General features: G+C 38.8%; 29 protein-coding genes. 16 read left to right on the top strand and 13 right to left on the bottom strand.

The annotated features are described in order from the left end of the window. Positions 1–101 precede the first annotated feature (101 nt). A complete protein-coding gene (locus Q1K78_RS09095; RefSeq protein ID WP_300177146.1) occupies positions 102–224 on the top strand; it encodes a hypothetical protein in 123 nt (40 codons plus the stop codon). A gap of 101 nt (positions 225–325) precedes the next feature. Here the strand turns inward: Q1K78_RS09095 and Q1K78_RS09090 are convergent, their stop codons facing one another. The 3 genes from Q1K78_RS09090 to Q1K78_RS09080 form a co-directional block, all read right to left on the bottom strand. Continuing rightward, on the bottom strand, positions 326–490 hold the full coding sequence (locus Q1K78_RS09090) for a hypothetical protein (protein WP_300177143.1): 165 nt from the start codon (positions 488–490) through the stop codon (positions 326–328). Continuing rightward, on the bottom strand, positions 462–608 hold the full coding sequence (locus Q1K78_RS09085) for a hypothetical protein (RefSeq protein WP_300177140.1): 147 nt from the start codon (positions 606–608) through the stop codon (positions 462–464). The genes Q1K78_RS09090 and Q1K78_RS09085 overlap by 29 nt, the downstream gene beginning before the upstream one ends. Positions 609–686: 78 nt before the next feature. After that, positions 687–827 (bottom strand): methyl-accepting chemotaxis protein, encoded by a 141-nt coding sequence (locus Q1K78_RS09080; protein WP_300177137.1) that lies wholly within the window; start codon positions 825–827, stop codon positions 687–689. Positions 828–933: 106 nt separating this feature from the next. Here Q1K78_RS09080 and Q1K78_RS09075 point away from each other — a divergent pair, with 106 nt between their 5' ends. Both Q1K78_RS09075 and Q1K78_RS09070 read left to right on the top strand, forming a co-directional pair. Further along, positions 934–1,857 (top strand): Gfo/Idh/MocA family oxidoreductase, encoded by a 924-nt coding sequence (locus Q1K78_RS09075; RefSeq protein WP_300177134.1) that lies wholly within the window; start codon positions 934–936, stop codon positions 1,855–1,857. 139 nt (positions 1,858–1,996) lie between these two features. After that, on the top strand, positions 1,997–2,956 hold the full coding sequence (locus tag Q1K78_RS09070) for a LysR family transcriptional regulator (RefSeq protein ID WP_300177131.1): 960 nt from the start codon (positions 1,997–1,999) through the stop codon (positions 2,954–2,956). 69 nt (positions 2,957–3,025) lie between these two features. Here the strand turns inward: Q1K78_RS09070 and Q1K78_RS09065 are convergent, their stop codons facing one another. Both Q1K78_RS09065 and Q1K78_RS09060 read right to left on the bottom strand, forming a co-directional pair. Beyond that, positions 3,026–3,685: a nitroreductase family protein gene (locus tag Q1K78_RS09065; RefSeq protein WP_300177128.1), complete on the bottom strand. Its 660-nt coding sequence runs from the start codon at positions 3,683–3,685 to the stop codon at positions 3,026–3,028. A 236-nt stretch (positions 3,686–3,921) separates the two neighbouring features. Then, positions 3,922–5,040, bottom strand: coding sequence for an NADH:flavin oxidoreductase (locus tag Q1K78_RS09060; protein ID WP_300177125.1), 1,119 nt, complete (start codon positions 5,038–5,040; stop codon positions 3,922–3,924). A 348-nt stretch (positions 5,041–5,388) separates the two neighbouring features. Here Q1K78_RS09060 and Q1K78_RS09055 point away from each other — a divergent pair, with 348 nt between their 5' ends. The 4 genes from Q1K78_RS09055 (at position 5,389) to Q1K78_RS09040 (ending at position 8,743) form a co-directional block, all read left to right on the top strand. Then, positions 5,389–6,855 (top strand): oligopeptide:H+ symporter, encoded by a 1,467-nt coding sequence (locus Q1K78_RS09055; RefSeq protein ID WP_300177122.1) that lies wholly within the window; start codon positions 5,389–5,391, stop codon positions 6,853–6,855. 175 nt (positions 6,856–7,030) lie between these two features. Then, positions 7,031–7,381 (top strand): rhodanese-like domain-containing protein, encoded by a 351-nt coding sequence (locus Q1K78_RS09050; RefSeq protein ID WP_300177119.1) that lies wholly within the window; start codon positions 7,031–7,033, stop codon positions 7,379–7,381. Between the two features lie 180 nt (positions 7,382–7,561). Continuing rightward, the gene (locus Q1K78_RS09045; protein WP_300177116.1) at positions 7,562–8,389 is read left to right on the top strand and encodes a type II CAAX endopeptidase family protein; all 828 of its coding nucleotides are present in this window, start codon (positions 7,562–7,564) and stop codon (positions 8,387–8,389) included. A 117-nt stretch (positions 8,390–8,506) separates the two neighbouring features. Beyond that, the gene (locus Q1K78_RS09040) at positions 8,507–8,743 is read left to right on the top strand and encodes a hypothetical protein (RefSeq protein ID WP_300177113.1); all 237 of its coding nucleotides are present in this window, start codon (positions 8,507–8,509) and stop codon (positions 8,741–8,743) included. Positions 8,744–8,916: 173 nt separating this feature from the next. Here the strand turns inward: Q1K78_RS09040 and Q1K78_RS09035 are convergent, their stop codons facing one another. Beyond that, positions 8,917–10,050 (bottom strand): 3'-5' exonuclease, encoded by a 1,134-nt coding sequence (locus Q1K78_RS09035; protein WP_300177110.1) that lies wholly within the window; start codon positions 10,048–10,050, stop codon positions 8,917–8,919. A gap of 56 nt (positions 10,051–10,106) precedes the next feature. Continuing rightward, positions 10,107–10,787: a nuclease-related domain-containing protein gene (locus Q1K78_RS09030; RefSeq protein WP_300177107.1), complete on the bottom strand. Its 681-nt coding sequence runs from the start codon at positions 10,785–10,787 to the stop codon at positions 10,107–10,109. Between the two features lie 213 nt (positions 10,788–11,000). Between Q1K78_RS09030 and Q1K78_RS09025 the strand changes: the two genes are divergently transcribed. Then, complete coding sequence (locus Q1K78_RS09025; RefSeq protein WP_300177104.1) at positions 11,001–12,128, top strand: HNH endonuclease; 1,128 nt, start codon at positions 11,001–11,003, stop codon at positions 12,126–12,128. Here the strand turns inward: Q1K78_RS09025 and Q1K78_RS09020 are convergent. After that, positions 12,123–12,707 (bottom strand): class I SAM-dependent methyltransferase, encoded by a 585-nt coding sequence (locus Q1K78_RS09020; RefSeq protein WP_300177101.1) that lies wholly within the window; start codon positions 12,705–12,707, stop codon positions 12,123–12,125. The two genes, Q1K78_RS09025 and Q1K78_RS09020, sit on opposite strands and share 6 nt — an antisense overlap. Positions 12,708–13,317: 610 nt before the next feature. Between Q1K78_RS09020 and Q1K78_RS09015 the strand changes: the two genes are divergently transcribed. Next, the gene (locus tag Q1K78_RS09015; RefSeq protein WP_300177098.1) at positions 13,318–14,265 is read left to right on the top strand and encodes a hypothetical protein; all 948 of its coding nucleotides are present in this window, start codon (positions 13,318–13,320) and stop codon (positions 14,263–14,265) included. Positions 14,266–14,339: 74 nt separating this feature from the next. Here Q1K78_RS09015 and Q1K78_RS09010 read toward each other — a convergent pair whose 3' ends face one another. Continuing rightward, a complete protein-coding gene (locus Q1K78_RS09010) occupies positions 14,340–15,728 on the bottom strand; it encodes a DASS family sodium-coupled anion symporter (RefSeq protein WP_300177095.1) in 1,389 nt (462 codons plus the stop codon). A 350-nt stretch (positions 15,729–16,078) separates the two neighbouring features. On the opposite strand from Q1K78_RS09010, the gene Q1K78_RS09005 reads away from it, so the two are divergent. After that, entirely contained in the window at positions 16,079–16,570 is a 492-nt protein-coding gene (locus tag Q1K78_RS09005) for a M48 family metallopeptidase (protein WP_300177092.1), read from the top strand. Positions 16,571–16,572: 2 nt separating this feature from the next. On the opposite strand, the gene Q1K78_RS09000 is transcribed toward Q1K78_RS09005, so the two are convergent. Beyond that, a complete protein-coding gene (locus Q1K78_RS09000) occupies positions 16,573–16,929 on the bottom strand; it encodes a YkgJ family cysteine cluster protein (RefSeq protein WP_300177089.1) in 357 nt (118 codons plus the stop codon). Positions 16,930–17,234: 305 nt separating this feature from the next. On the opposite strand from Q1K78_RS09000, the gene Q1K78_RS08995 reads away from it, so the two are divergent. Then, the gene (locus Q1K78_RS08995) at positions 17,235–17,429 is read left to right on the top strand and encodes a PA3496 family putative envelope integrity protein (RefSeq protein WP_300177086.1); all 195 of its coding nucleotides are present in this window, start codon (positions 17,235–17,237) and stop codon (positions 17,427–17,429) included. Positions 17,430–17,730: 301 nt separating this feature from the next. On the opposite strand, the gene Q1K78_RS08990 is transcribed toward Q1K78_RS08995, so the two are convergent. Together Q1K78_RS08990 and Q1K78_RS08985 are read right to left on the bottom strand one after the other, a co-directional pair. After that, positions 17,731–18,015, bottom strand: coding sequence for a type II toxin-antitoxin system RelE/ParE family toxin (locus Q1K78_RS08990; RefSeq protein ID WP_300177083.1), 285 nt, complete (start codon positions 18,013–18,015; stop codon positions 17,731–17,733). Next, complete coding sequence (locus Q1K78_RS08985; RefSeq protein WP_300177080.1) at positions 18,005–18,244, bottom strand: CopG family transcriptional regulator; 240 nt, start codon at positions 18,242–18,244, stop codon at positions 18,005–18,007. The genes Q1K78_RS08990 and Q1K78_RS08985 overlap by 11 nt, the downstream gene beginning before the upstream one ends. A 254-nt stretch (positions 18,245–18,498) precedes the next feature. On the opposite strand from Q1K78_RS08985, the gene Q1K78_RS08980 reads away from it, so the two are divergent. From Q1K78_RS08980 to emrD, 4 genes are all read left to right on the top strand, one after another. Continuing rightward, on the top strand, positions 18,499–18,705 hold the full coding sequence (locus Q1K78_RS08980) for a DUF3283 family protein (protein ID WP_300177077.1): 207 nt from the start codon (positions 18,499–18,501) through the stop codon (positions 18,703–18,705). 93 nt (positions 18,706–18,798) lie between these two features. Then, positions 18,799–19,521, top strand: coding sequence for a YebC/PmpR family DNA-binding transcriptional regulator (locus Q1K78_RS08975; protein ID WP_300177074.1), 723 nt, complete (start codon positions 18,799–18,801; stop codon positions 19,519–19,521). A 229-nt stretch (positions 19,522–19,750) separates the two neighbouring features. After that, complete coding sequence (locus Q1K78_RS08970; protein ID WP_300177071.1) at positions 19,751–21,244, top strand: DEAD/DEAH box helicase; 1,494 nt, start codon at positions 19,751–19,753, stop codon at positions 21,242–21,244. Positions 21,245–21,643: 399 nt separating this feature from the next. Further along, positions 21,644–22,846 (top strand): multidrug efflux MFS transporter EmrD, encoded by a 1,203-nt coding sequence (gene emrD / locus Q1K78_RS08965; protein WP_300177068.1) that lies wholly within the window; start codon positions 21,644–21,646, stop codon positions 22,844–22,846. Positions 22,847–22,967: 121 nt separating this feature from the next. On the opposite strand, the gene dbpA is transcribed toward emrD, so the two are convergent. Further along, the gene (dbpA, locus tag Q1K78_RS08960) at positions 22,968–24,356 is read right to left on the bottom strand and encodes an ATP-dependent RNA helicase DbpA (protein WP_300177065.1); all 1,389 of its coding nucleotides are present in this window, start codon (positions 24,354–24,356) and stop codon (positions 22,968–22,970) included. A 227-nt stretch (positions 24,357–24,583) separates the two neighbouring features. Here dbpA and Q1K78_RS08955 point away from each other — a divergent pair, with 227 nt between their 5' ends. After that, positions 24,584–25,516 carry an exopolyphosphatase gene (locus Q1K78_RS08955; RefSeq protein ID WP_300177062.1) on the top strand — a complete coding sequence of 311 codons (933 nt, stop codon included), beginning with the start codon at positions 24,584–24,586 and terminating at the stop codon, positions 25,514–25,516. The last annotated feature ends 244 nt before the right edge of the window (positions 25,517–25,760 follow it).

Genomic DNA, 25,760 nt, shown 5'->3' with positions numbered 1-25,760 from the left:
TTTTTTATAATTTCGTTATGATTTTGGCAGTGGTCACACTTTGTTTTTGTGCTTGCGTTTAGGATGTCATCCTAAACATGAAATTTACTCAAGGAGGGGTAATGTTTATATCGGATGGGTTAAGCCCACTAATGGAGCTAGTTATATGGATGAGTTATGCGATTACGATAGTGATAGGCGTGTTGGTGGTCAGTGTATTGTTTGAATTTAATAAGAAAGATTAATAACGGTATGATTATTTTTTGAAATTAATCTTATGTTAGTCAATAAAAAAGCGCCAATGTATAAGTTGGCGCTTTTGCTATTAGTTTCTGTAATTTTAAGGTTAACTTGTTTTAAATTGTGACACTTGCTCTTTCATTTCATCTGCTTGATCTGCAACATTTTGCAGTTCAGTAAGGCATGCCTGCGCTGAGTGAATATTACTTTCGGTTAAATCATTCAGCTCTGTGATAGTTTGACTAACCTCGTTGGTTGTCGTATTTTGCATCTTCAATCGCTGATGCAATTTGAATTGAAGAGTCAGAAATTGTCGCCATATCAACAATAATTTTATTAAGGATCTGTTCTGCACTACTGGCTTTTTCTACTGAACTTTCCCCTTGCATGCTGCACTTTTCAATATTAGTAACCACTTTATCTGTTTGAGTTTGAATTGACTCAATGATAGCGCTGATCTCTTCGGTTTATGCTTGAGTTCGTGTTGCTAGAGAGCGCACCTCATCAGCAACTACTGCAAAACCACGGCCTTGCTTACCAGCTCGGGCTGCTTCAATTGCCGCATTAAGAGCGAGTAGATTAGTTTGTTCTGCGATACTTTGGATCATTTCAACCACGCTGCCTACTTGGTCAACTAAACCACTTAAATGATGGCAACCTTATAAAGTTGTGATAGCGTTGCAGTATATCTAACAAGTTTAAACAAGGAGCAGCATGAAAATTGGAATCATTGGTTTGGGTGATATTGCTCAAAAAGCGTACCTGCCTATCATCACACAGCTTGAGAATATTCAGTCGGTTTTTTGTACTCGTAATCCAGAGGTACTTAAACAATTGGCACAGAAATATCGTGTGGATCAATATTGTGAAGATTACCAAGAGCTATTAACTTTGGGCGTTGATGCGGTAATGATCCATGCGGCCACTCAGGTGCATTTTGACATCGCTTCCTTCTTTCTTAAAAACGGAGTACCTACCTTTGTAGATAAACCGTTAGCGGATTCAGCTGAAGAGGTTGAGCAACTTTACACTATTGCTGCCAAGCATAATCAGCCACTTTATGTTGGTTTTAATCGTCGCCACATCCCGCTATATAATCAACATTTACCAGAGTTGGCAAACGGAGAAGTAGGTCAACTACGCTCACTGCGATGGGAGAAACATCGCCATGCTTTACCGGGTGATCTTCGCACCTTTATTTTTGATGATTTTATCCATCCATTAGACAGTATCAACTTAAATGCTCAGGCAACGATAGATGATCTGCATATCACGCATCAAATACAAGGCAATCAACTCGCAAGGTTAGATGTGCAATGGCAAGTTGGTGAGACTTTATTGCATGCTTCAATGGATCGTCATTTTGGAATCACAACAGAGCGAGTCTCGGCAAGTTATGCGAATCAAGCTTTTGAGTTTAGCTCTTTTGTCGAAGGGAAAATCTGGCATCACAGTACAGAGCAAAAGCTTTCCCTTAAAGATTGGACGCCAATGCTAACCAGTAAAGGGTTTGACCATATGATCCAAGATTGGATTAGTGTTGTAGAGAAAGGGAAGTTAGCCACAACAACGGTAGATCGTAATATTGCCAGTCATCAATTGGCAGAACGCATTTATCAAAAGATCCTTGGTAAGTAACAGTAAACAAAGAACAGGGTGATGATTAACATCATCTATCCGTTGATAACACGTTATATTTAGACAAATATGATAGGCTTTAGTTAATGATTTATAATGTCATTAGTTAACGCCTCTCTATTTAAACAAAGGATCCGTCATGTCTCTGGTTAATCAGCTTTCACTCTTTATTGATGTTGTACAACAAGGCTCGTTTACCAAAGCCGCTGCGCTGCATGATATGGACAATTCGACGCTTTCCAAACAGATCAAAAAATTAGAGACCGAATTAGGAGTCCAGTTACTTAACCGTTCCACTCGTTCCTTTTCTTTAACACCAGCAGGTGAAGAGATTTTAGAGCAAGCTCATCAACTGGTTAACACCATCGGTCATGTACAAACCATTGCTGACTCTTATCATGCAGAGCCAAAAGGTCGGATTCGGATCACCGCTCCTGTGCATATTGGCCAGCAATATCTGCAACCTGTGATCAGTAAATTCATGAAATCGTACCCAGATGTAGAGATTGTGCTGCTAATTGACGACAAACGTACAGACATTATTACCGATCACTTTGATGTTGCTTTTCGGTTAGGTCGCTTGGATGATTCAAGTTTGATTGCCAAAAAAATAGCGGATATTCGTGCGGTTGTTTTAGCTTCGCATGAATTTATTGAGCAATATGGCGAGCCAACCACACCAGAAGAACTTGTCAGTTTGCCTTCTGTTATTTACAGCAATGGCACATTAACGGTGGATACCGTTAGGTTTAGTGAAACCCCCGATTCAAAGCAGTTTAAAAACTACAAGATGAAGGGTAACTACAAGGTTAATGACGTAAGGACTCTACTCGAAGGCGTGAAGGATGGGTTAGGTTATGCCGTAATCGCTTCGTCCAATTTGGCGTGTACAATCGAAGAGATGAAACTAAAACCGTTATTAACAAACTATGCCATTTGTAACAAGGGGCTTGCAGTTTATGCTTTATATCCGCATCGAAAGCAGACCGCGCTAGTGAGAGAGTTTATTGCAGCAGTGAAAGAGTATATCGGAGAGCCGCCTCGTTGGGAGCAACATATTCCTGATTTTGACAGCATGTATCAGTTATCAAAATCTTAATAAAAAATAACCCCACTTATTAAAAGCAGGGTTATCGTAAATTATAAGCAGTGTAGATTAACTTGGTTCTTATAGAACGGTAATCACATCTTCCATTGGTAAATGTGCTTTTGGAAGACCGTGGTTATAATCTTCAACTTCTTTGTGGTAACCCATAGCAAGCGCAAAGTCACATACGTAACCATCAAGCTCATCTTTGAATGTCTCACCAATTAATGCTGCATCAACGCCTTCCATAGAAGTAGATGAAATACCCATACGTGCAAGTGTATGCAGTGTGTTACCTAAAGCGATATAAGATTGTGCTTTAGTCCAGTTGCCATTGAAGCCATTTTCATCAGTATTCAATTCAACAAAGCCATACGCACCATCAAGCATGTCGTTGTAACGCTCAGCAGGAAGGTGACCTGAACTTACTTCAGCATCAACCACTTTACGGTATTGATCTTTATCAAATTTAGGGTTGTGTGCAAACAAAATCGTATGTGATGCTTCTTTTGCGTGTGGTTGGTTAAACTGGAACATATTTGCAAACGTACCGTGGAAACGCTCTTTTGCTTCATCACTTTCAAGAACAATGAATTTCCAAGGCTGAGAGTTAATAGAAGAAGCAGATAGACGGATTGCTTCTTTAATCACATCCATATCTTCTGCTGAAATACGTTTAGTTGCATCGTATTTTTTTGTTGTGTAACGAGTGTTTAGGTCGGCAATAATTGGGTGAGTCATGTTTAATTCCTAAAATAAGATGAACAAAAACGAAAGGCAGAACACCTGTCTAACGCGTTGTTGATGGAAGTAATATATACAATGTACGTTAAGATAAAAATAGCGTAATTATCCAATAACTATGGAAGAAAAGTTCCATAATGAAAAAATTCCCCTCTGGTAAATCAAACTAAAACGCCGCAGTTAATACCTGCGGCGTTTTTATATTTATTGATTAGCAAAAAAGAGATTAACTCTTAAGCGTGCACTTCAACTTTCTTTGGTTTTCTTTTTTTATACACCACACAGAAGTTACCACGCTTAGTACGGCACTTAGAGCAACGCTCACAATCCACTTCTGCTCTGCTGCCTTCTTTCCAACGTTTGATTAACTGAGGCTCAGCAAGTAAAGGGCGTGATAAAGCAAAATATTGGATATTAGTGTTCTCAGCAATGGCTTCAATCGCACAAATATCGTTAAGACCGCCCACAGTAATTACAGGGATAGAAATATCTTCACTGATTACCGCACCATATTCTCGGAAATAGCCTTCATCTTGCAACGTATAACCATCAAATGACTCGCCAATCATGGTGCTCGCATTGCCGTGAATATTGCCTGAAACGATAATGGCATCGACACCAATCTGTTCCAGTTTTTTACAGATAAGGCGAGTGTCATCAAAGGTTAAACCGCCATCAAAAAACTCTGTTGCTGTTAGCTTCACTAAAATTGGGAAATCATTACCGACTAGATCTCTGATCTTGGCATAAATCTCAATTAAGAATCTCATGCGATTATCTAAGCTGCCACCGTATTCATCTTCACGGCGGTTATAATAAGGGCTTAAAAATTGATTGATTAGATAAGTGTGCGCCGCGTGGATCTCAACACCATCAAAGCCGGACTCTTGAGCACGACGGCTTGCTTGAGCAAACGCCTCAACAATGTAATCAATCTCATCTTTAGTCATCGCTTTGCCCAAGGTTTTCGTGCCTCTTTCACACACCTCACTTGGCGCAAAAATCACTCGCTCGCCGACGTTATACGTGGTTTTTGTACCACCATACGCCAGTTGCATCGCAATCTTAGAATCATACTTGTGCACTAACTCAGTCAGCTTTTGGTACTCAGCAATAAAAGAATCGTTGTACATACCCATCATGCCTGCGTTAGGCTTTTCTTCCTCAACGATATTTGCATAACCTGTCACTATTAAGCCGACTTCACCTTGGGCTAGCTCTTCATAGATATCGTAAAGTTTGTCTGTCATATGGCCCTCTTCAGTCGCCATATTTTCCCACGTTGCACTTCGAACAAAGCGGTTCTTTAGTGTCATATTGCCAATCTGGGTTTCTGTAAACAAAGTGCTCAAGTGCAATCCTCTTTAAAATCGATATTTGTATTTTTTGTCATCGTTGACAATATGTCAGCAATATTAGCCTCAATGTATAAGAAGATCCTTAATCTACGTTAAGAAGCGGTCATATATACAAGCAAAAAATGGCTTTGATTCATTTTATTTAATACATATATTAACCAATCTTAATCATGAGAACATCATCATTCCTTACTCTTCATTTTTGAAAACTTATGTTGCACGAGATTTACCGCAAACTGCTTGGTGTTTTAATCGTTGCTGTGTATGTTTAGCCAATATTAGTGAATAAGTATCAATAGACAGTATTAATACTTACTCGACGTAACAATTACGGGACAGCAGATGAATACGATCAAACAACCTAAAGGGCTATTCCACATTATTGCCATTCAAATGTGGGAATTCTTCAGCTATTACGGTATGCGCTCTTTATTGATACTTTTCTTAACCGAAAAACTATTAATGTCAGACCAACATGCCTACGCCTTGTATGGTGCGTATACATCACTAGTTTATGTAACCCCAATCATTGGTGGTTATTTAGCCGATAAATATTTAGGTAACTATTGGTCCGTTATTCTTGGTGGTTTATTAATGGTAGGGGGACATTTTGTACTGAGCCTTCCTGGCCATGACAACACCACACTGTATTTAGCGCTGTCACTCATCATCTGTGGTTACGGCTTCTTTAAAACCAATTCCAGTTGTTTGTTAGGTGAGTTGTACCAAACCAAAGAACAAGAGCACGGACGAGAAGCGGGATTCTCTATCTCGTACATCGGTGGCAATATTGGCTCAATGATAGCCCCTATATTATGCGGTTTTGCTGCGATGAAATGGGGCTGGAACGTTGGTTTCTCATTAGCCGGTATCGGTATGTTTATTGGGTTGTGTGTGTTTATCTCAGGCCGTAAGCACTTTAGCCATGTAAGCCAGCCCAACATACCTGCATTGAAGCAAAAAAGCGCAGGTATCCCACATTGGTCTTTGCTTATTATTGCCGTTGCGGTTGCTACAGTAAGCTTAGTGTTTGTCCTTAAAAACTTATGGGCAGGTTATATCTTATTTGTAATTTGTTTAATGTCCGCGATCTACATAATTAACTTGTACAGAAAAAGTGATGCAGAAGATCGCAAAAAGTTGAATTCCATCATGTACTTCATGCTATTTGGCACCGTATTTTGGGCGTTTGACCAACAAGGTGGCAGCTCAATCAGCTTGTTTATCGAGCGTAACATCAACACCAACATTGGTGGGTTTGATATTCCAACCGCGTTCTTCCAAGCCATCAACCCAGTTGCTGTAATTGTCGGAGGGGTAGGTGTTGCCTGGTTGTGGAAAATACTTGATTCGAAAAGCATCTCAGTAAGAACATTAACCAAACTTAATATTGGTCTTTTATTGTTAACCGCAGGGTTCAGCTTAATTACCTTGTCCTCTAAATTAGCGATGGCAAGCGGTGAAACCACCTTTGTATGGTTAATGATTGGTTTATTGTGCATTGGCGTGGCCGAGTTGTTTATTGACCCAGTGGCGCTAGCAGCCATTACACGATTAAACCCACAGGGCGCAACAGGTACATTAGCCGGCATCTATATGCTTGCAGGAGGCTCAGTGGCGAACTACTTAGCGGCAGACATCGCTCAATTTACCTCAACAGACACAAGCGCTAACGCAGGCACATTAGATTTAATCGTGTCAGCAACGCAATATCACCATGTATTCCAAAGCATTCTATTTGTAACCGTGGGTGTGTTTATCCTAGGTATGCTGGTTGATTTTAAACACCGTAAACAAAGTGTAAATTAACGTACTCACCGAGTGAGAGCTGATAGCATCAGAAAGCCAGTGTTATTCCGCTATTGAAGCGAATACACTGGTTTTTTTTGATCTAGGTTTATAAATACGATCAATAATCTAGATAAAAACCATAAGCAAGATTAAAGTATGGACAACCATTATTAGGCATTTAAAAGGATAATAAATGAAAACCAAAGTAGGGTTGAGTCTACTACTTGCTATGGCCTCTTTTACCAGTTGGGCTTCAGAGCGAGGTGATAAAGCGTGGGATCTTATCGAGCAAGGCGCATTACTTATCGACGTACGCACCCCAGGTGAATTTAACCAAGGACACTTAAAAGACGCCGCCAACCTCCCGTTAAACACAGTAGATACAGCTTTTGCCAACATAGACAAAGACACCCCCATCGTTGTCTATTGCCGCAGTGGAAACCGCTCAGGTAAAGCCATGAGTTACCTACAACAAGAAGGCTTTACCCAAGTACATAATGGTGGTGGTTTAGATGAAATGCTATTAAGCCAACAGACAGAGTAAATAACCTCTAGAGATCATTGAAAGGTGATTAAGTAAAATAAAGTCACCATAAAGAGACAGTCCTTTAAAAACATCGACAAAAAAGTGTATTTATCTTTTCATTGTTGCAGCCTATCAGTAGGCTTAGTATCACATTTAAGACGCACTTAGACGTTGCTATTACTTTTTAAAGGACTTGTTATGATTTTAGACCTCTCAATGTGGATCTGGCTGCCACTTGCTTTGGCCATTGTATTTGCTTTTTGTCATCAGATAAAACCCAGTTTAGCCCTGCTTGGCGTCAGCTTAGTAGGAGGGATAATAGAAGAAAGGTTAAATATAACCGGCTTAGTTTTTCTTACTGTCGGCCTTTTTATTGCTTATAAAACCCCAAATTTAGAACGCAAATGGCAGATAGGTGCTTACCTATTTATCTTCCTTTGGTGTGTGGCTCTTTTTCTACACTTAATCCCAGGTTTTACTAATGCCAAAGTGCTTGATGCCGTTATCACAGGGCCACAAAGCATTCCGTTTTCCATGTACTTAAACCTAGATAAACCATTCATCTTCTTTGGGCTACTATTGGCTTATCCCACCATCTTGGGAAGTAAAGCAACGTTCAATAAAAAAGCCATTATACTCACCTCCATACCCTTATTCAGCTTATTGCCAATAGCGTGGGGATTAGGCGCATTACAACCCGAGTTAACCATCCCAAACTGGTGGTGGTTATTTGCATTAAATAACTTATTACTTACCTGTGTAGCAGAAGAAGCCTTCTTTCGTGGGTTTATACAGCAATCATTAAGTAAGCGATTTGGTTGGATAACGGGTGTGGCAATAGCAAGCTTACTCTTTGGTTTAGCTCATATTGGCGGTGGATTATTACTGGTCGCTTTTGCAGCATTAGCAGGCGTTGGCTATGGGTTAGCCTACCACTACAGCTCGCGTTTGTGGGTTGCCGTGTTATTCCACTTCTTGTCTAATTTTGCTCACCTTGTATTTTTCACCTATCCAATAATGAAGTAAAAATTAGAGGCATTTTTCATACTCACATGCTGAATACCTCCAGTTTTACTTGACCGCTACAGAACTTGGATCTAATGTTCCATAAAATAATAAAAAACATCGTAGTTTGAGGTTTATATGAAAGTAGAAGCAATTGGCAAAATTCAAACCGAATCAATTGAGCGAGACAGAAGTCAAGAAGTACTTAAAAACAGCATTAGTTATATGAAAATGCAAAATGAAGGTGTGTACGACCAACAAGCCATTAATTTCGCAATGAAGCGTGGGGAGCTAAGAGAAAAAGAGATTGAATCAAGAGTAAACCGATTAAAGGTATACATGGATCAACAGCGCAACCTAAACAACATCGCTTAATAATTGATGACTAAGAGATAGGCTTTATTTCTTAGTCATTAAAGCACCCTTCGGGCAACCTGCTTTATCTCGCGAATTGGGGCCGCTCATTCTTCGCAAACCCCAATGGCTCAACCAAGCCACAAAACGCTTCGCTGTGTCTTGGCCCTACGGGTCACAATAAGGGCTGGGGGTTATACATTTATTGTAACCGCAGCTTCAAGGCTTTCGCTTAACTCATTTTCTTGATGATAAGTCGTAAGTAAATTATGAGTTGCACGTGTCATTCCAACATATAGACGACGGATATCTTCTGAGCGGTCGCTGCTTTTTTTCGGAATATGTGAGGCGTTTAAAATCACGACAGTTTTAAATTCTAGTCCTTTACTACTAGGAATTGGCAGTACATTGACTACATTTTTAGCAGGATTATATTTTCTCTTATATTCAGGTTTAGCGAGTAGTATATAAGGAATATTTTTCTTTTTTAAAGTATTAGCCACTAAAGTGCCAATGTGTTTACAAGGATAGATAATCGCAATATCACTCCATGCATAACCATGTTTTTGCCAGTGCAATAAGCATTTTATTGCATATTCAATCTCTTTTTCTATTGTTGAAAACTTCTTAACAACAGGGTGAGAGCCAGTAATGCCTGCCGATTCAGGATGAATCAATGGGATCTCTTTTACATCAGAATTTTCGAAATATTGTTTAGCAAACTGATAAGAAAATGTCAGTATTTCTCTAGTGTTACGATAATTTAAACGCAATACAGTCGTTCGACCTTGGGCTTGAATCCCCACACTAGCTAAACTGAAATCTAAATTTCCTTTCTTTGTATAGATAGACTGAGCATCATCATAAAGCAATAAAAGGGAGTTGGTATCAGGGTCTATCATTTGAGTAACTAAAGTAAGCCACTCGGCTTCAAAATCATGCCCTTCATCAATAAGTAATGCACCATATTGCCCCTTTGGAATAACCCCTTTTTCAACGCCATTTATAACAGTTTCAACTTGTCGTTCCCAATAAGGAGCCTCACTTTTCATTACATCTAAGTGGTAGGTTTTAATTTGTTGGCCGCACCAATCGTGAAAGTGATAGACCTGAACTTGTCCAGAAATGCCTTTGTCATCAATAAAGCTGCGTAATCTTGCTGCTAATGTGATGTTAAAGCAGAGAACAAGAATAGGCTTCTTTAATTGATCTGCTAAATGCAAGCAACGGTAGCCTAAAATTAGAGTTTTACCAGATCCTGCGACACCATGAATAACACGATGCCCATCACCCAAACTTCGAGCTAATTGCTCTTGTTGAATATCCATTATCTTAATGATATCGGGAATATGATTATGTAGATTTAAGGCTTCGGTTTTATCTTCTAAAGGAAGTAAAGTTTGTTGAACTGATGTTGAACTGATGTTGAAATCCGAATCTCAGGGAACAGATGCCAACGAATACGGTCAATCTGAGGTAACGTTAGTTTATCTCCAAACTGATAATTAAACATACGCCATAACTTAGATTGAAACTGCTCTGGATCCATTGTACTTACCATTTCATCTTTGCAGATCACTAAGTGATGAGGAAGTATTGAATCTTGTGCTTCTAAGGGAATGGATCTATCTAACTGTGTTCGAGTAATATTGGTTAGTACAACACCATAACCGTAAGGAAGACATAAGTTTCCAGTGTATTTCCCTTCTTGATTGATGAGCAATTTATCTCGTTTGAGTTTATCAATAACTTGATAACTGCATTGACGAACTTGTTCAATTGGATTACTTGTTGTTTCAATTCCTTTAGGGGTAAGTAGTTCAACTCGGCAGGAATCAATACTCTTTATTGTATCGAGTTTCCAGTCTTTTACTTCAAGAAATAGCAACCCTCGAGCAGGATGTAGAATAATAAAGTCAGGGTAACGGCGTAGACGCCCGACAGGAATGTCATACCAACATATATAATCATCTTCTAATAAGCTCTCTAGACGCTGAGCAAAGCGTCTCTCACCTGATGTCATTTTTGATAAGCAGGTGTTTAATGTTGGTATTAATTCAGCCATGTACTACTCGAAACAAGAATGTTGTCCGAATTATAGTTTAATATTCTATTAAAAAAAGTGATTAATAACTAAATAAACTAACATTTTGATTTATTGATATTTTTTATGTTTTTTTACGATAAAATATTGACTAATATTAATGAGTTTCTAGAATGTATAGTATTATTAGTTTCATGATTTTATTCTAACTTAAAGCTATTTATAGGATGATGTATGCCTGTCGATTATTATGTAGACAAATTCCGTAACTTGAACATGAATAATAACAAAGGACGAAAGAGTCCTCATAAAGTCTGCATGTTGCTTTCTGTTATGGATTTAATACAGGCAGGCTATATCTATGAGAATAAGATTAAGCTTGATGCAACATTAAAAGATCGGTTTACTCATTTCTTTAATGAGCGTAAGCAAGGGCAAGATAGAGATACTCCTGAAAATCCTTTTTTCCATCTTAAAAATGAAGGCTTTTGGCATTTAGCTTATCAAGAAGGTATCGATGCTTCTCTTATTAAAGGGTACTCAAATAAAGCGGTTGATTATGCCTATTTAGATGAAGAGCTGTTTGATTACCTCAAAAGTCCGATAGTGGTTAATGATTTTAAAGACTCTTTAGTGGAAAATTTGTCAGATTTAACGGATCTATATATTCAGTGGCTTCTTGATGTTGGCAAATCAGAAAAGACGGCTAGAAATTATTCTCAAGCAATTAAAGGGTCAATTTCCAATTGGATGATACAAGAGAGACTTCTTGATGAACCATTAACTGAAATAAAGTCTTTTCGTGAATTTTGTCGTCTTTCTGAAAGTGCTCGTTCCTTAGACAAATTTAAAGAATTTAATGCTAGGGGCAATAGTATGTACAGCGCAGCCCTAAACTCATATCAACGTTTTCTTTCTGATTTATCTCAAATCGACGTTAAGACAGATCTTAAAAATATTTTTGAAGATAAAAAACTGACTCAAACTGAAAAATCAATAATGGTTAATACTCGAATGGGGCAAGGTACCTTTAGAAAGCAACTTATTGAAATGTGGAAAGGCTGTTCGGTCACTGGATATAAAAATACACAGATGTTGGTTGCTTCACATATCAAACCTTGGCGAGATGCAAATAATGATGAGCGTCTGGATAAATTTAACGGTTTATTATTACTTGCTAATTTAGATAAAGCGTTTGATCTTGGTTTTATTTCTTTTGAAAACTCAGGAAAAGTTATGGTATCTAGGCAGTTAGAAAAACCTGATATTTTAGGTATTACAGATGGAATGGCTTTCCATGTAAATAGAGAGCATGAGAAATATTTAAAGCATCACCGAATGACTTTATTCAAAGGGTTATAACTTAACTAAAATTACATTTAGCCATTGTTCATTTGCATGATCTGGGCGTACATCTTCTGTGATCCATATTGCTTTGACGGAAAGCGGTAGAGTAATAAGTAATTTTTCTAGTCGTGTCTCATTCAGATTGGTAAAACGACGTCCATTTCGTTCTACTTCATTATCTCCATATTTGAATGAGCAATAGAAAATGCCATTTTTTTTAAGAAATTGGCTGAGGTAAAGGAATGTTTGTCGTAATTCATTCATAGGTACATGAAGCAAAGAAGCACAGGCCCAGATACCATCTTGGCTTTCTTTTTTCGTTGTAAATTTTAAGAAGGTGGTATGTGAAATAGGATGCAGTGTCTGCATTGTGGCGAGTGAAACTAATTGTTTACTCGCATCAAACGCAATAACGTCATAACCTTGTTTTAAAAAATACAGAGTGTCTCGGCCTGAACCGCATCCAGCATCAATGACGCTAGCATTGGCAGGAAGGTAAGGTGTAAACTCCTGATAGAGAGAGCTTACATCTACATCAACGGTATTTGTGAAAAAAGTATCTGCATTGTTATTGTAATAATTGCTATCAGCCATGATGACTTAACCATATAAAATATCTTTATCAAATCATACCAAGCTTTTCTTTTCCTTAATAATGTTTAGCTTTGGTTTTTCTCACTCCTACTGCTTTATTCTTCGGTTACTCCCTTTACTCAGGTTGTGATAGTTGGTAATGCGAGCTGCTTGAGTAAATAGCGTGTTGTGTTGTTTCGTCTTATCTATAAGCGTTATTTTTAGTCGGTTATTTATTGTGTTTAATATCAGTAAGTTAACTTGGTTCGTTAATTGTGATGTAAGCTCTGTTTTTTGTGAATAAAATATATAAAACTACAAAGGAAAGCAGCATAATACGTAGAATGAAAATAATAGAGATAAAACTCTAAAATAATCAACCCAGAGTATAGATACAAAAATAGTATCACTGGGCTAGGTGATAACGGCTTAATTAATTCAGGGTGGCGGCATGTTTTTTAGTGAATCACAAAGTGCATTCATGATATTTATGGAATTTTTAATCATTGGCTTGGCAGTGATCATTATTCCAATGGCGATACATACATTTCGTATATTGAGAGGAAAAGAGTAATTTCTTAATACTCAGTATCAGTTAAACTAGGGTTTTCTTTTTTAGTATGGAAACCCTATGGCTCATTATTCTCTTATTGATATTCCTTTTAACCTCAGACACACCTGTTGGTTTTGTGGTGAGCCTTCGTTCGATCTCCTTTCTTTCCCTAAATCGTCTCATCAAGCTAGTCAAATTACCCATCAACCGATTGAAATTCCGGCCTGTAAAGAGTGCTTGGCTTTGCCTGCGGCTGGGGTGTCTGAATCTATCTGGTCGTTTCGAGATCAAATTAAACATGCATTAATGAATAAGTACGCTAAGCATTTGGGTATTGGTTTGCAGTGGACCAAAGAAGAGTTAGAAGAATCTGAGTTCGATGGTGCCATTTTGGAAGGGTTTGGTAAAAGTGCGTGGCCGATGTATGAAATAGCCAAGGCGCGAGTGGAATATATTGGGTGGGATATCTCGGTCGATGGAGATCCATTAGATGGTTACGATGAAAGTTATGGTTATGAATTCAATGGTGTACGCTATTTGAGTATTCAAGCCTGTATTGAGTACCACGTAAAAGCCTTGTCATTGGATTTGGTGTTATTAGAGACAATTGTGGAAATTGTTGGATCTGAGCGTTTTGCTTATGCATTACGTATTGCAACCTTAAATCGTGAAGTCTCTTACCGAGATCGTCGGGCAATTATTGATGAGATAAAAAGCCAAGAGCAAGATAAAGACGATCTTCGTGAGTTAAATGAAGCAGAGCAATCAAGTGCGGTTTTGCCTCTTGTTGCTGTAGTGATGGATGGGGCGATTGCTCAGCCTGAGGCCATCGAGTGGGCGATAACGCATTCGTGTCATTCACTAGAGAGGTTAGTTGAGCAAGAAGATGCGTTTTTTGATGCATTTGAGCATCTAGGTGGTCCAGCGGCGTTTGGTTTATTTGATGGTTTGCAATGGTATTTAGCGGCACGAAGAGATAATGCGTGGTGTGAAGAGAGCGATCCTAATGATGAGTTTTGGCGTTAATTACTGTTATTGGTTATTGTAAAAAAGATGGCCTCTGTTTTTAGCAGAGGCCATCGTCATTTTAGAGTGTTTGATTACGCCCAGAAGACTGAAGCGAAAGCAGTAAGAATAACAATACACACTAGGTTGAGATAAATACCAACGCGCATCATCTCAGATTGCTTTATGTGACCCGAGCCAAATACAATTGCGTTTGGCGGTGTTGCAACGGGTAGCATAAAGGCACAAGAGGCTGAGATAGCTATCATGGCGGAAAGCACCACAGGCGAGATCCCAAGCACTTCAGCAACGCTAGCAAACACAGGGATGAGCAATGCAGCACTTGCGGTATTACTGGCAAATTCGGTTAAGAACACAACGAACGCAGCTACAGTTAAAATGGTAAATATGATCCCAGCTTGCGATAAAATATCACTTAGGCTGTGTGCTAAGAAGCTACTTGTCCCTGTTGCTTTTAAGATGTTACTTAAACAAATACCACCACCAAATAACAGTAGAACGCCCCAGTCTGTGGTTTTTTCAACGTCTTTCCAATGTACAACTCGAGAGAAGCCAAGTAACACAATCGCCATCAATGCAACTAAGGTATCGAATTTTGAGAAGCCACCTAGCATTGAATTAATGGGTTTACTGAAGATCCATAGCGTAACGGTAAGACCAAAGATCATGAGAGTAACGACTTTACCTTTGTCCCATGTTACTGGCTCGTGGTTTAGTTCGAATACTTCATTTAGGTTTGGCTTTAGCATGACATACAATAGAGCGACGGTAACAGGTAATAGAATTAAGGTTACAGGGACCCCAAATGCCATCCATTCAGTAAAGCTTAGGCCTACTTCAGCCGCAGCAATGGCATTCGGCGGGCTACCTACAATCGTTGAAATTCCTCCAATACTGGCACAGTAAGCAATACCTAGCAGTACAAAGACATAGGTATTATGGCCTGTCTTTGAGTTTACTTTACTTAGAACACCCAAAACCAGCGGCAGCATCATTGCGGTGGTGGCGGTGTTACTTATCCACATTGATAGGCCAGCAGTGACACCAAACAGCATAAAGACAGCGGTGCTCATCTTACCTTTAGCGAGCACCAATACTTTATCTGCAATGACTTTATCAAGTTCTTGTCGGTGTAGAGCAGCAGCTAACGCAAAGCCACCTAAGAATAAGAAGATGATTGGGTTAGCGAAGTTACTGAGGGCTTTCGTGGTATCAAAGATCCCAAAGCCAACGGCGAGTAGGGGAACGAGCAATGCGGTAATACTGACGTGCAGCGCTTCGGTTAACCATAAAATAGCAACAAACGCTAAGATACTTAAACCGAGAACAACCTCTCTTTCAAAAGGTAGGAAATGATACAGCAGAGCAAAAAGAGTAACGTCGGCGAGAATGATAAGGCTGTTTTTATTCAGAAACCATTCCTTGGTATTAGTGGGTAAGGGTAAATGTTCATTTTTGTGCATTTTTGAGCTCCATTCTAACGATGAATTTCAGGCTGACTTTAAATGCTATTGTTACAGGAAATTTACCATAGTAAATAAAAGGTTACTGAGTTTGTCGTTCTGATCATTTAGGTGATCCCATAAATATGCACGCCTTCACTTTTTAAACAGATTTTCATCTAAAATTGTTATCTTTATGTTAATTGTTGTTTGTGTTTTACTGTGTTTAGTTAGGCGTTTAAAAGTATGGAAAAACTCATGCAGTGCCTGTAAATAGAAGAGGAAAAGAAAAACTAATAGCAAAGAGTAGCGAGAAAGAAACTCGGGTACAATAGATGAAGACGTTAGAATAAGAATATGAGTAAAGAAGAATGACAACACTGCGTTATTTAAAAGGCTATCCTGAGCACATATTGGCTCAAATTGAACTTATGGTTACGAATGGAAAATTGGCTGAATGGGTGAATAATAAGTACCCAACGCTGCATGATATTACGTCTGAAAAGGCGTTGTTTGAATATACTCAAGCGTTAAAGAATAAGTACATTAAAAAATCGTCACCGTTAAGTAAGGTGGTGTACGATCCTAAAATTCATATTGTAAATAATGCATTAGGGTTGCACACGTTCATTTCTCGTATTCATGGTAATAAGCTAAAAGCTAAAAATGAGATCCGAATTTCGAGTGTGTTTCGTAAAGCGCCGGAGCCATTGCTACGTATGCTGGTGGTGCATGAGTTGGCTCATATTAAAGAGAAAGCTCATAACAAGGCATTTTATGCGTTATGTTGTCACATGGAGCCTGATTACCACCAGCTAGAGTTTGATGCGCGTTTGTATTTAACGTATTTAGAAACGATATAGCATTATTTATCGATACCTTGCTCTTTGCGTTCTTCTTCGCATTCGTAAGAGGCCATTTCAAACTCACGGCAGATCCACGGTCGGTTTTCATAAATAGTACACATTAGGGTGTCGCGATCCACGGCGGCACACCAACCATCTTCTAGGCGTAGCATTACTTCACTTCCCCATTCATCACGGTCGATGTACTGCTCTGGTACGCCAGTGTCGGTAATGATCATCACCTCTAATTTACAGCAGCAGGCTTGGCAATTCTCACAAGTGATACCAGATGCGGCATTAGATGATGCTGTTGTTAATAGTGACTCTGTAGAGGATGATTCAGTAAGAACGGTGATGTCGATAGCGTTGATGGTCATAGATTTCATTATTTTTGTAAATATATGAGCTAGAATAACTCAGTTCAGGAGATATCTCGAACGATAAAATCAAATAGAGCAAAAAGAAATAGGTAAAAAAGAGGGGAGTTGAAAGTGATGTTGCGCAGTCTATTTTCTTTAGGGTAGAACCTTAAATGTAGTTCAATTGATATAATTAAAGATAGTGTTTTTTGGGAAAAAAACCACAAATCGAACTTAGGTCACATTATGGAATAAATAGGTTTAACAAGTGTAATCTGCTTTGCTAAACATACATCTGAAGGGTATGGATTTAGGAGGTTATTATGTCTATTAATTCTATTGATCACAGTGACATCACCGATATGAAAGGCAAGTATGAAATTGCCGATGAAGTAGTAACAAATATTGCAGAGTGTCAGAAAAGAGTAGCAGCACGTCGTCGTATTGAAGCAATGCTAGAAATCAGAGAAAGTGGCCTTACGCTTTCAGAAGCCAAAGACTTAGGTCTTATTCATTAATTTTTAAGTTCTACCTTCATACCTTCACTGTTTTATTATTAATGCGTCTATTTATGGCGCATTTTTGTTGTCTGTCGCAAAGTTTTGGTTCAGTACAAATATGCCAAATGCCAGAAACTATTATGCAGCGAGCGCGTAAAAGCACCGGTGTATGATTTCCAACCTAATGCCTGAACCATCTTTACTGGGTATTGAAAAACACGGAAACCCGAAAATTCATAACTAAGGATACAAAATGATAAATATTGAGCTTTGAGAGCTAATTTTTAGAAAAGTTGTAATTCTGATTATGGCAACGATCTCACCACTTCTTTGGTAATTTCATTTTTGTTGGAAATACTCTTAATATTTCAACATTATCATCTTTTATTCGATAAGGAATTATATAAGGAAAATTAGTTAATATAAGCTCTCTAGTTCCAAATACTCTTCCCTTTCTCCCTAATGATGGTTGCTCTTTAAGGTGCTCTGTTAAACTTTTTACTTCTCGAATAAAGACGTCTGCTGAATTCGGATTTCGTTCATATAAATAAGTTGCTGTTGAATCAAGATTGACCAAAGCTGTATTTAGCCATTTAATCTTCATTTACGCCCCATTTATTAAAAATAAATGACACTTCTTCATTTGAAGCAAAGTCGCCTAAATCAGCTTCTTTTAGTGCCTTATTTATTTCTGCTATATGCCATGACTCTTTTTCTAAATAATCTTGAAGAGCTTGTTTTGCTAACCATGATTTTGTTCTACCTGTTGATTCAGCTAGGTAAGATAGTTGTTGTTCTAAACTATCAGGAATTGGCACTGACATTGATGGCATGTTAAATCTCCAATTTTATGTATTGCATTGTATACAGTGTAATACATAAAGAGGAAATTAAGCAATATAGATACTTTTAAAAAACATCGAGGTTCGAGATCTAATTTTTAGAAAAGTTGCAATCTAAATGCGACAGACCCCATTTTTGTTGCCTGTAAGAAATGGAGTTTGCTGTTTTAGATCTAGATAATATAATGATGAAGCATTACACTTTATAACAAGTTATAGCGTGTAATTAATTAAATGAGCGTGTTATGAAAAACCTGTCGTTACTTCCTCCTCAAGAAAAAAATAAAATTGAACTCGATAAACAAGCTGCGTTCTATGTTTGGAAGGTAAAAAATGCCAAAGCAGGCCCTGACCTTTGGATAACAGAGGCAAATAAGCTTGAAGATGAGGCTGAACGTCTGTTTTTTCAGCAATCTATTGAAAAATACAAGTCAAAAATGGGCGTAGCGTAAAGGTTCCTTGATCTTTACTAGCGTATCACCTTAGTAATTTGGTAGAATCTGCCGATAATTTTTAAGTCCATAAATAACAAAGAGAGAATTCCGATGGGAAGAAGTTTTGAAGTGCGCAAGTCTTCAATGGCTAAAACACAAGGCGCAAAAATCAAAGTTTATTCTAAATACGGTAAAGAAATTTACATGTGTGCTAAGAATGGCGGTCCTGATCCAGACATGAACTTGTCTCTAAAGCATCTTATTTCGAAAGCGAAAAAAGATCAGGTGCCTACACACATCATTGATAAAGCAATTGATAAAGCAAACGGCGGCGGTGGTGAAGATTACCAACACGCTCGTTACGAAGGTTTTGCTCCAGGCGGTGCAAGCGTAATCGTTGATTGCTTAACAGATAATGGTAACCGTACTTTCCAAGACGTTCGCCAATGTTTCGTTAAAACGGGTGCTAAAATTGGTAGCCCAGGTACAAGTTCTCACATGTTTGACCACCAAGCTGTATTCCAGTTTAAAGGCGAAGATGAAGAAGCTGTACTTGAAGCATTAATGATGCAAGACGTTGATGTGACAGATATTGAACTTGAAGATGGCGTGATCACGGTATTCGCACCACACACTGAGTTCTTTAAAGTGAAAACAGCCTTGTCTGCTGAGTACCCTGATTTAGTGGTAGATGTGGAAGAAATTACGTTTGTTCCTCAAAACCCGATGGAAATCACGGGTGAAGATGCTGAGAAATTCCAAAAATTCTTAGATCTACTAGACGATTGTGATGACGTACAACAGGTTTATCACAACGCAGAATTAGAAGACTAATCGACGTTGTTGAATTAGATTCAAATAAACCGAGCTATTTTGCTCGGTTTTTTATGGCTGTAATGTTTATATCTAATTAATTATATTGGTATAATATTGTTATTATTAGGTTGAAATAATTGAACTTTTACTGGTTGTAGTAATCAAACGTTGAGTAATCTCTCAGTTACTGTATCCTACAGCGCTCGCAGTTTTGCGCTTAATGAACATTGATAGAGTAAATTTTAGTATGGGTTTTACCTCTCTGGGCTTATCTGCCCCTATTTTAAAAGCTGTAGAAGCACAAGGTTACAGCACACCTTCACCTATCCAATTACAAGCGATTCCAGCGGTAATTGAAGGGAAGGATGTTATGGCGGCAGCTCAAACAGGGACCGGTAAAACAGCAGGCTTTACACTTCCTCTTCTTGAACGTTTATCAAAAGGCCAGAAACTTAAGTTTAACCAAGTTCGTGCATTAATCTTAACGCCTACTCGTGAGCTTGCTGCGCAAGTACATGAGAGTGTTGAAAAATACAGCGTAAACCTTCCTCTTACTTCTGATGTGGTTTTTGGTGGCGTTAAAGCTAACCCACAAATGCAACGTCTTCGTAAGGGTGTAGATGTATTGGTTGCAACGCCTGGTCGTTTATTAGATCTTGCTAACCAAAACGCGATTAAATTCGACCAACTAGAAATTCTAGTTCTGGATGAAGCTGACCGTATGTTAGATATGGGCTTTATTCATGACATTAAAAAAATCTTAGCTAAGTTACCTAAGAATCGTCAAAACTTACTTTTCTCTGCAACGTTTTCTGATGAGATCCGTCAGTTAGCGAAAGGGCTTGTAAATAACCCTGTTGAGATTTCAGTAGCAACGCGTAACACAACAGCAGAAACGGTTGAGCAATCAGTTTATGTTGTAGATAAGACTAAAAAAGCACGTGTTCTTACTAAGCTAATTAAAGACCATGACTGGAAACAAGTATTGGTTTTCAGTAAAACTAAACACGGTGCAAACCGTTTAGCAAAAACGCTTGAAGAAAAAGGCATTAGCTCTGCGGCTATCCACGGCAATAAGAGCCAAGGTGCACGTACGAAAGCATTAGCTAACTTCAAGAGCGGTCAAGTTCGTGTATTAGTAGCGACAGATATTGCTGCTCGTGGTCTAGATATTGAGCAACTTCCTCAAGTAATCAACGTTGATTTACCAAAAGTACCTGAAGATTACGTTCACCGTATCGGCCGTACTGGTCGTGCTGGCGCAACGGGTAAAGCGATTTCTTTTGTGAGTGAAGATGAAGCAAGCGAGTTATTCGCGATTGAGCGTTTGATTCAAAAAATCTTACCTCGTCATGTTCTTGAGGGTTTTGAACCTGAAATGAAAGTGCCTGAGTCTAGATTGGACTCTCGCCCTATTAAAGCAAAAAAAACAAAGAAAACAAACGCACCACGTGTAGAGCATAAAGATGGTCAACGTTCTGGCGAAAACCGCAGTGGCCATAGACAAGGTGCTAAACCTGCACCAAGACGTAATACAGAGAACAAAGAAGGTGGCGCTGCTAAGAAAGAGGACGGTAATGCTAAGAAACGTCCTACTGATGGTGGTAAACCTAGGTCTAAAGGCAATGGTGAGAACCGTGGTAATGGCAGTAACTTCGGTAGTGGAAAACCAAAAACAGATGCGACAAAACCGCGTCGTCAAGGTCCACGCCCTGTTCGTAAGCCACAGCCACAACAATAAGATAATCAACTTAGATTGAGCTTACGCTTAATCAGTGAATAGATTTAAAAGCCAGCCAGTTGTCGCTGGCTTTTTTGTGCCTGTCGTATGGCTTAAAACGGTTTTTTAGCAGTAGTATTGGTGTATCAATACTGATCTTTTTTTCCGTAGTTAAATGTAAACGTCATCGTTTTTTATCATTTAGCTTTGCATTAGTAAAACTAATCTAAATTGTATAAAAAATCTCTCCTGAAATACCGCTAAATTTGATTGCCAGTTTTATATAATCGCCTTATTATCTCGCGCCTTAGAGCTGAGATAATTAGGTCTCTACTTATTCAAATTTACCATTAATTAATAAGATAAATACATTAATTTGACTTATATAATTAATATTTTGCTGTTTTTCGGAGAGCAGTCATGCAAAAGTCGTTTTCACTTGCGACGTTCAGTTTCCTGATCGTTATTTTAGTTGCTGTTGGTCAAATGAGCCAAACTATGTATGTACCCTCTATTGGTTACATGGCAAGTGAATTCAAAGTAAGCCCTGCATCATTACAAGCAGTTATGGCTGTGTATTTAATTCCTTATGGTTTATCACAATTTTTTTATGGGCCTCTGTCTGATCGAATTGGTCGTCGTGTAGTGATTTTGTCTGGTCTTGTTTTATATATTGCAGGCACACTATTTGCGTTGTTTTCTCATGATTACACGTTCTTTTTAATGGGCTGTTTTGTACAAGGCTTAGGTATTGGTGCGGCTGGAGTCATGTGTCGTACGATCCCGAGAGATTGTTTCTCTGGTGAAGAGTTACATAGAACCAACAGTATTATCAGTATGTGTATGATGTTTTCACCACTTTTGGCTCCAGTGTTAGGTGGTTATTTAACAGAAGCCTTTGGTTGGCGTTCAAGTTACTTATTCTTGGCTTTGTTCAGTATTGCGGTATTGATCATTATGACAACATCAATGAAAGAAACGTTGCCATTAGAAGTGCGCCGTAAAGAGCCAGTGTGGAAAAGTTATCGCCATGTATTATCAGAACATCGCTTCCAAGGGTATTTGATCTGCTTAGTGGCCACGTTCGCTGGTGTTGCTGTATTTGAAGCGGCAGCGGGTGTGTTATTGGGTGGTAAACTTAAACTCCCTGCAACAACCGTAAGTATTCTATTTATTTTACCTATTCCGGGCTACTTGGCTGGCGCGGCATTATCAAGTGTGATTGCAAAACGTTGGTCTGAGAAGAAATCATTGGATGTGGGATTAGTATCAATTGTACTTGGGGCAACCATTGTGTTGGTTCCTGGTGTGATGGGATTAACAACAGCACCAACATTGATTGGTGGTGCAGTCTTGTATTTCTTGGGGTCAGGTATTTTATTCCCGGCAGCTACAACGGGGGCATTATCACCCTTCCCACAACATGCAGGCACAGCGGGGGCATTATTAGGTGGTATGCAAAACCTAGGCGCGGGCTTAGCAACAATGGTCGCGTCAATGATCCCAGCGAACAGTCAAATGCCCGTTGGATTGATTATGTTCCTAATGTCACTGCTTGCGGTGTATGGGTTACGTAAAGTGCATTCAATTCCGCCATCAAGCGAAATGCCACTGGCGGTGTAAAGCTAGAACTTATTGCAATTAAAAAAGGCCGAGTAGAAATCATCTACTCGGCCTTTTTTGTATGTAACATCAACTAAGCGATTTATAGCGCTAGTTGATGTTACTTATTTTGTATTCGGTATTAGCCGCGCATACGGCTTACACGGAATGTACGACCTTTCATTTTACCTGTTGCGATTTTATCTAGTGCTGCTTTGGCAATTGAGCTATGAACAGCAACATAAGCGTGGAAATCAAATACATTGATTTTACCTACTTTCTTGCCGTCAACGCCGTCTTTACCAGTAAGAGCGCCAAGAATGTCACCAGGACGTAATTTGTTTTTCTTACCGCCGTCGATCCAAAGCGTGATCATCTCAGGGAAATGAGGTTGTTCGCTTAGGTGCTCTTCGCCTGGAAGTGGCTCGTCATTAATAGTCATGCTCATGTAATCTTCAATTTGAGCAAAGCTATTCGTTTCTTTGTTATTGAATAAGCTTAATGCGATGCCTTTTTTACCAGCACGGCCAGTACGACCGATACGGTGAACGTGAACTTCAGGATCACGAGATAATTCAAAGTTGATTACTGCATCTAGAGATTCGATATCAAGACCACGAGCAGCAACGTCTGTTGCAACTAAGATAGACGTACTCTTGTTAGCAAAACGAACCAATGCTTTATCACGGTCACGTTGCTCTAAATCACCGTGAAGAGCGGTTACGCTGAATTCAAAGTGGCGCAACTCATCAGCAACTTCTTGAGTAACACGTTTTGTATTACAGAAGATCACTGTTGATTCAGGACGGTGCTTAAGTAGTAGGATTTGAAGTGCTTTTAAACGGTCTTCAAAATCGTCTACTTTGTAGAAATGCTGCTCGATAGACGTATTTTCAACGTTGTCTTCTGCCTTTGTCATGATTGGATCATTCATGATGCGATCAGCAATCGATTTAATTTGTGGTGGGAACGTTGCACTGAACAGTAGGTTTTGACGTTTAGTTGGTGCGTGATCCAATACAAGGTCAATCGCGTCTTGGAAGCCCATTTCTAACATACGGTCAGCTTCATCAAGAACAAACGTATTTAGGTTATCTAAATTTAGGTAGCCTTTACGTAGGTGCTCTTCAACACGACCTGGCGTACCAACGATGATGTGTGCACCGTGCTCAAGAGAACCGATTTGTGGGCCAAATGGAACACCTCCACATAAAGTCAGTACTTTGATATTATGGATAGAGCGAGCAAGCTTACGGATTTCTACTGCAACTTGGTCAGCAAGTTCACGCGTAGGGCAAAGAACCAGAGATTGAACGCGAAAACGTTTTACATCTAGGTTCGCTAGTAGGCCTAAACCAAACGCTGCTGTTTTACCTGAACCCGTTTTCCCTTGGGCAATGACATCTTTCCCTTTCAGCATGAATGGTAAGCTTTGAGCTTGAATTGGAGTCATCTCTGTATAGCCTAAAGTATCTAGGTTTTGTAGAAGAGATGGGTTCAGATCTAATGATGAGAAAGAGGTTTGGCTCAAGGTGATTTCCTATAAACAAGTAGAAGCAAAATAAGATTTGCCTAATGGAAAGCAGAGTAAAGAGAAGAGGGTAAAAAAGCAAGGAAGATCACACTTTTTATGCTTATAAAAGCAGCAAGTGAAGAGGTTTGATTAAATTAATTTTTCAGATAAGGTTATGCTAGTTATCTATAAAGAGAATGATATACTTAAGTTAAAGTAACAATGACCTTTACAAAGGATGCTTTATGTTTGAGAAAAAACGTCGTCTGATCACCCGTAGTGATTTTGATGGGTTAGTATGTGCGATTTTATTGAAAGATATGGATCTGATAGATGATATTAAGTTTGTTCATCCGAAGGATATGCAAGATGGTATTATTGAAATCACTGAAAACGACATTGTAACGAACCTTCCTTATGTTGAAAAAGCTCATTTGATTTTCGATCATCATTTATCTGAGACAATCCGTAATACGGGTGATCGTCCAAATCATATCATTGATCCAGATGCTCCCTCGGCAGCGCGTGTCGTGTGGGATTATTATGGTGGCTTAGAGTGTTTTCCTAAAGAATGGCAAGATATGATGGAAGCCGTTGATAAAGGGGATTCCGCTCAATTCAATCAAGATGAGGTGCTTAATGCATCGGGTTGGAATTTACTTAATTTCTTAATGGATGCTCGTACTGGTTTAGGTCGTTTTCATGAGTTCCGTGTGTCTAACTACAATTTAATGATGGATTTGATTGAGTGCTGTAAAAACAATTCAATCGAGCAGATCTTAGATCTACCTGATGTAAAAGAGCGTATTGAACTGTATTTTGAACATGAGGAAAAGAGCAAGGAACAGATTTTACGTTGCGCAACGCAGCATGATAATTTGGTGTTATTAGATCTCACGAATGAAGAGACTATTTATGCATCTAACCGTTTTATTATTTATGCGCTGTTCCCTCAATGTAATATATCAATACATAAAATGTGGGGCTTCCAAAAACAAAATATCGTGTTTGCTACGGGTAAATCCATTTTTGATCGTTCTTCAAAAACCAATGTTGGCGCGTTAATGTTAGCAAATGGCGGAGGCGGTCATGTCGCTGCGGGAACGTGTCAGATCTCAGTAACTCAAGCTGATGAAGTTCAGCAACAATTAATTACAGCAATAACACAAGATGGTTAATTCAAAAGAATAGTCATTTATGTGTAAAAAAATCCTCGTAGCAATGATTTGTTACGAGGATTTTTCATTTTTAAGAGATAAGGCCAGTCTTGAAAGCACCGCAAGCGATATTTAATTTTGAGCAGAGGTACGCAATCAATAGTAAGAATTATATTGCAAGAGGTGGATCTTATTTTTTGTTAATACTGCCGTGCGTGTCCGTATATTTATAACAAAATTAGGTATGATTAAAAAATAAACGTTT

The sequence above is a fragment of the uncultured Aliivibrio sp. genome (assembly GCF_946479765.1).
GTDB lineage: Bacteria > Pseudomonadota > Gammaproteobacteria > Enterobacterales > Vibrionaceae > Aliivibrio.
This window is presented reverse-complemented; position numbering and strand designations above follow the sequence as displayed.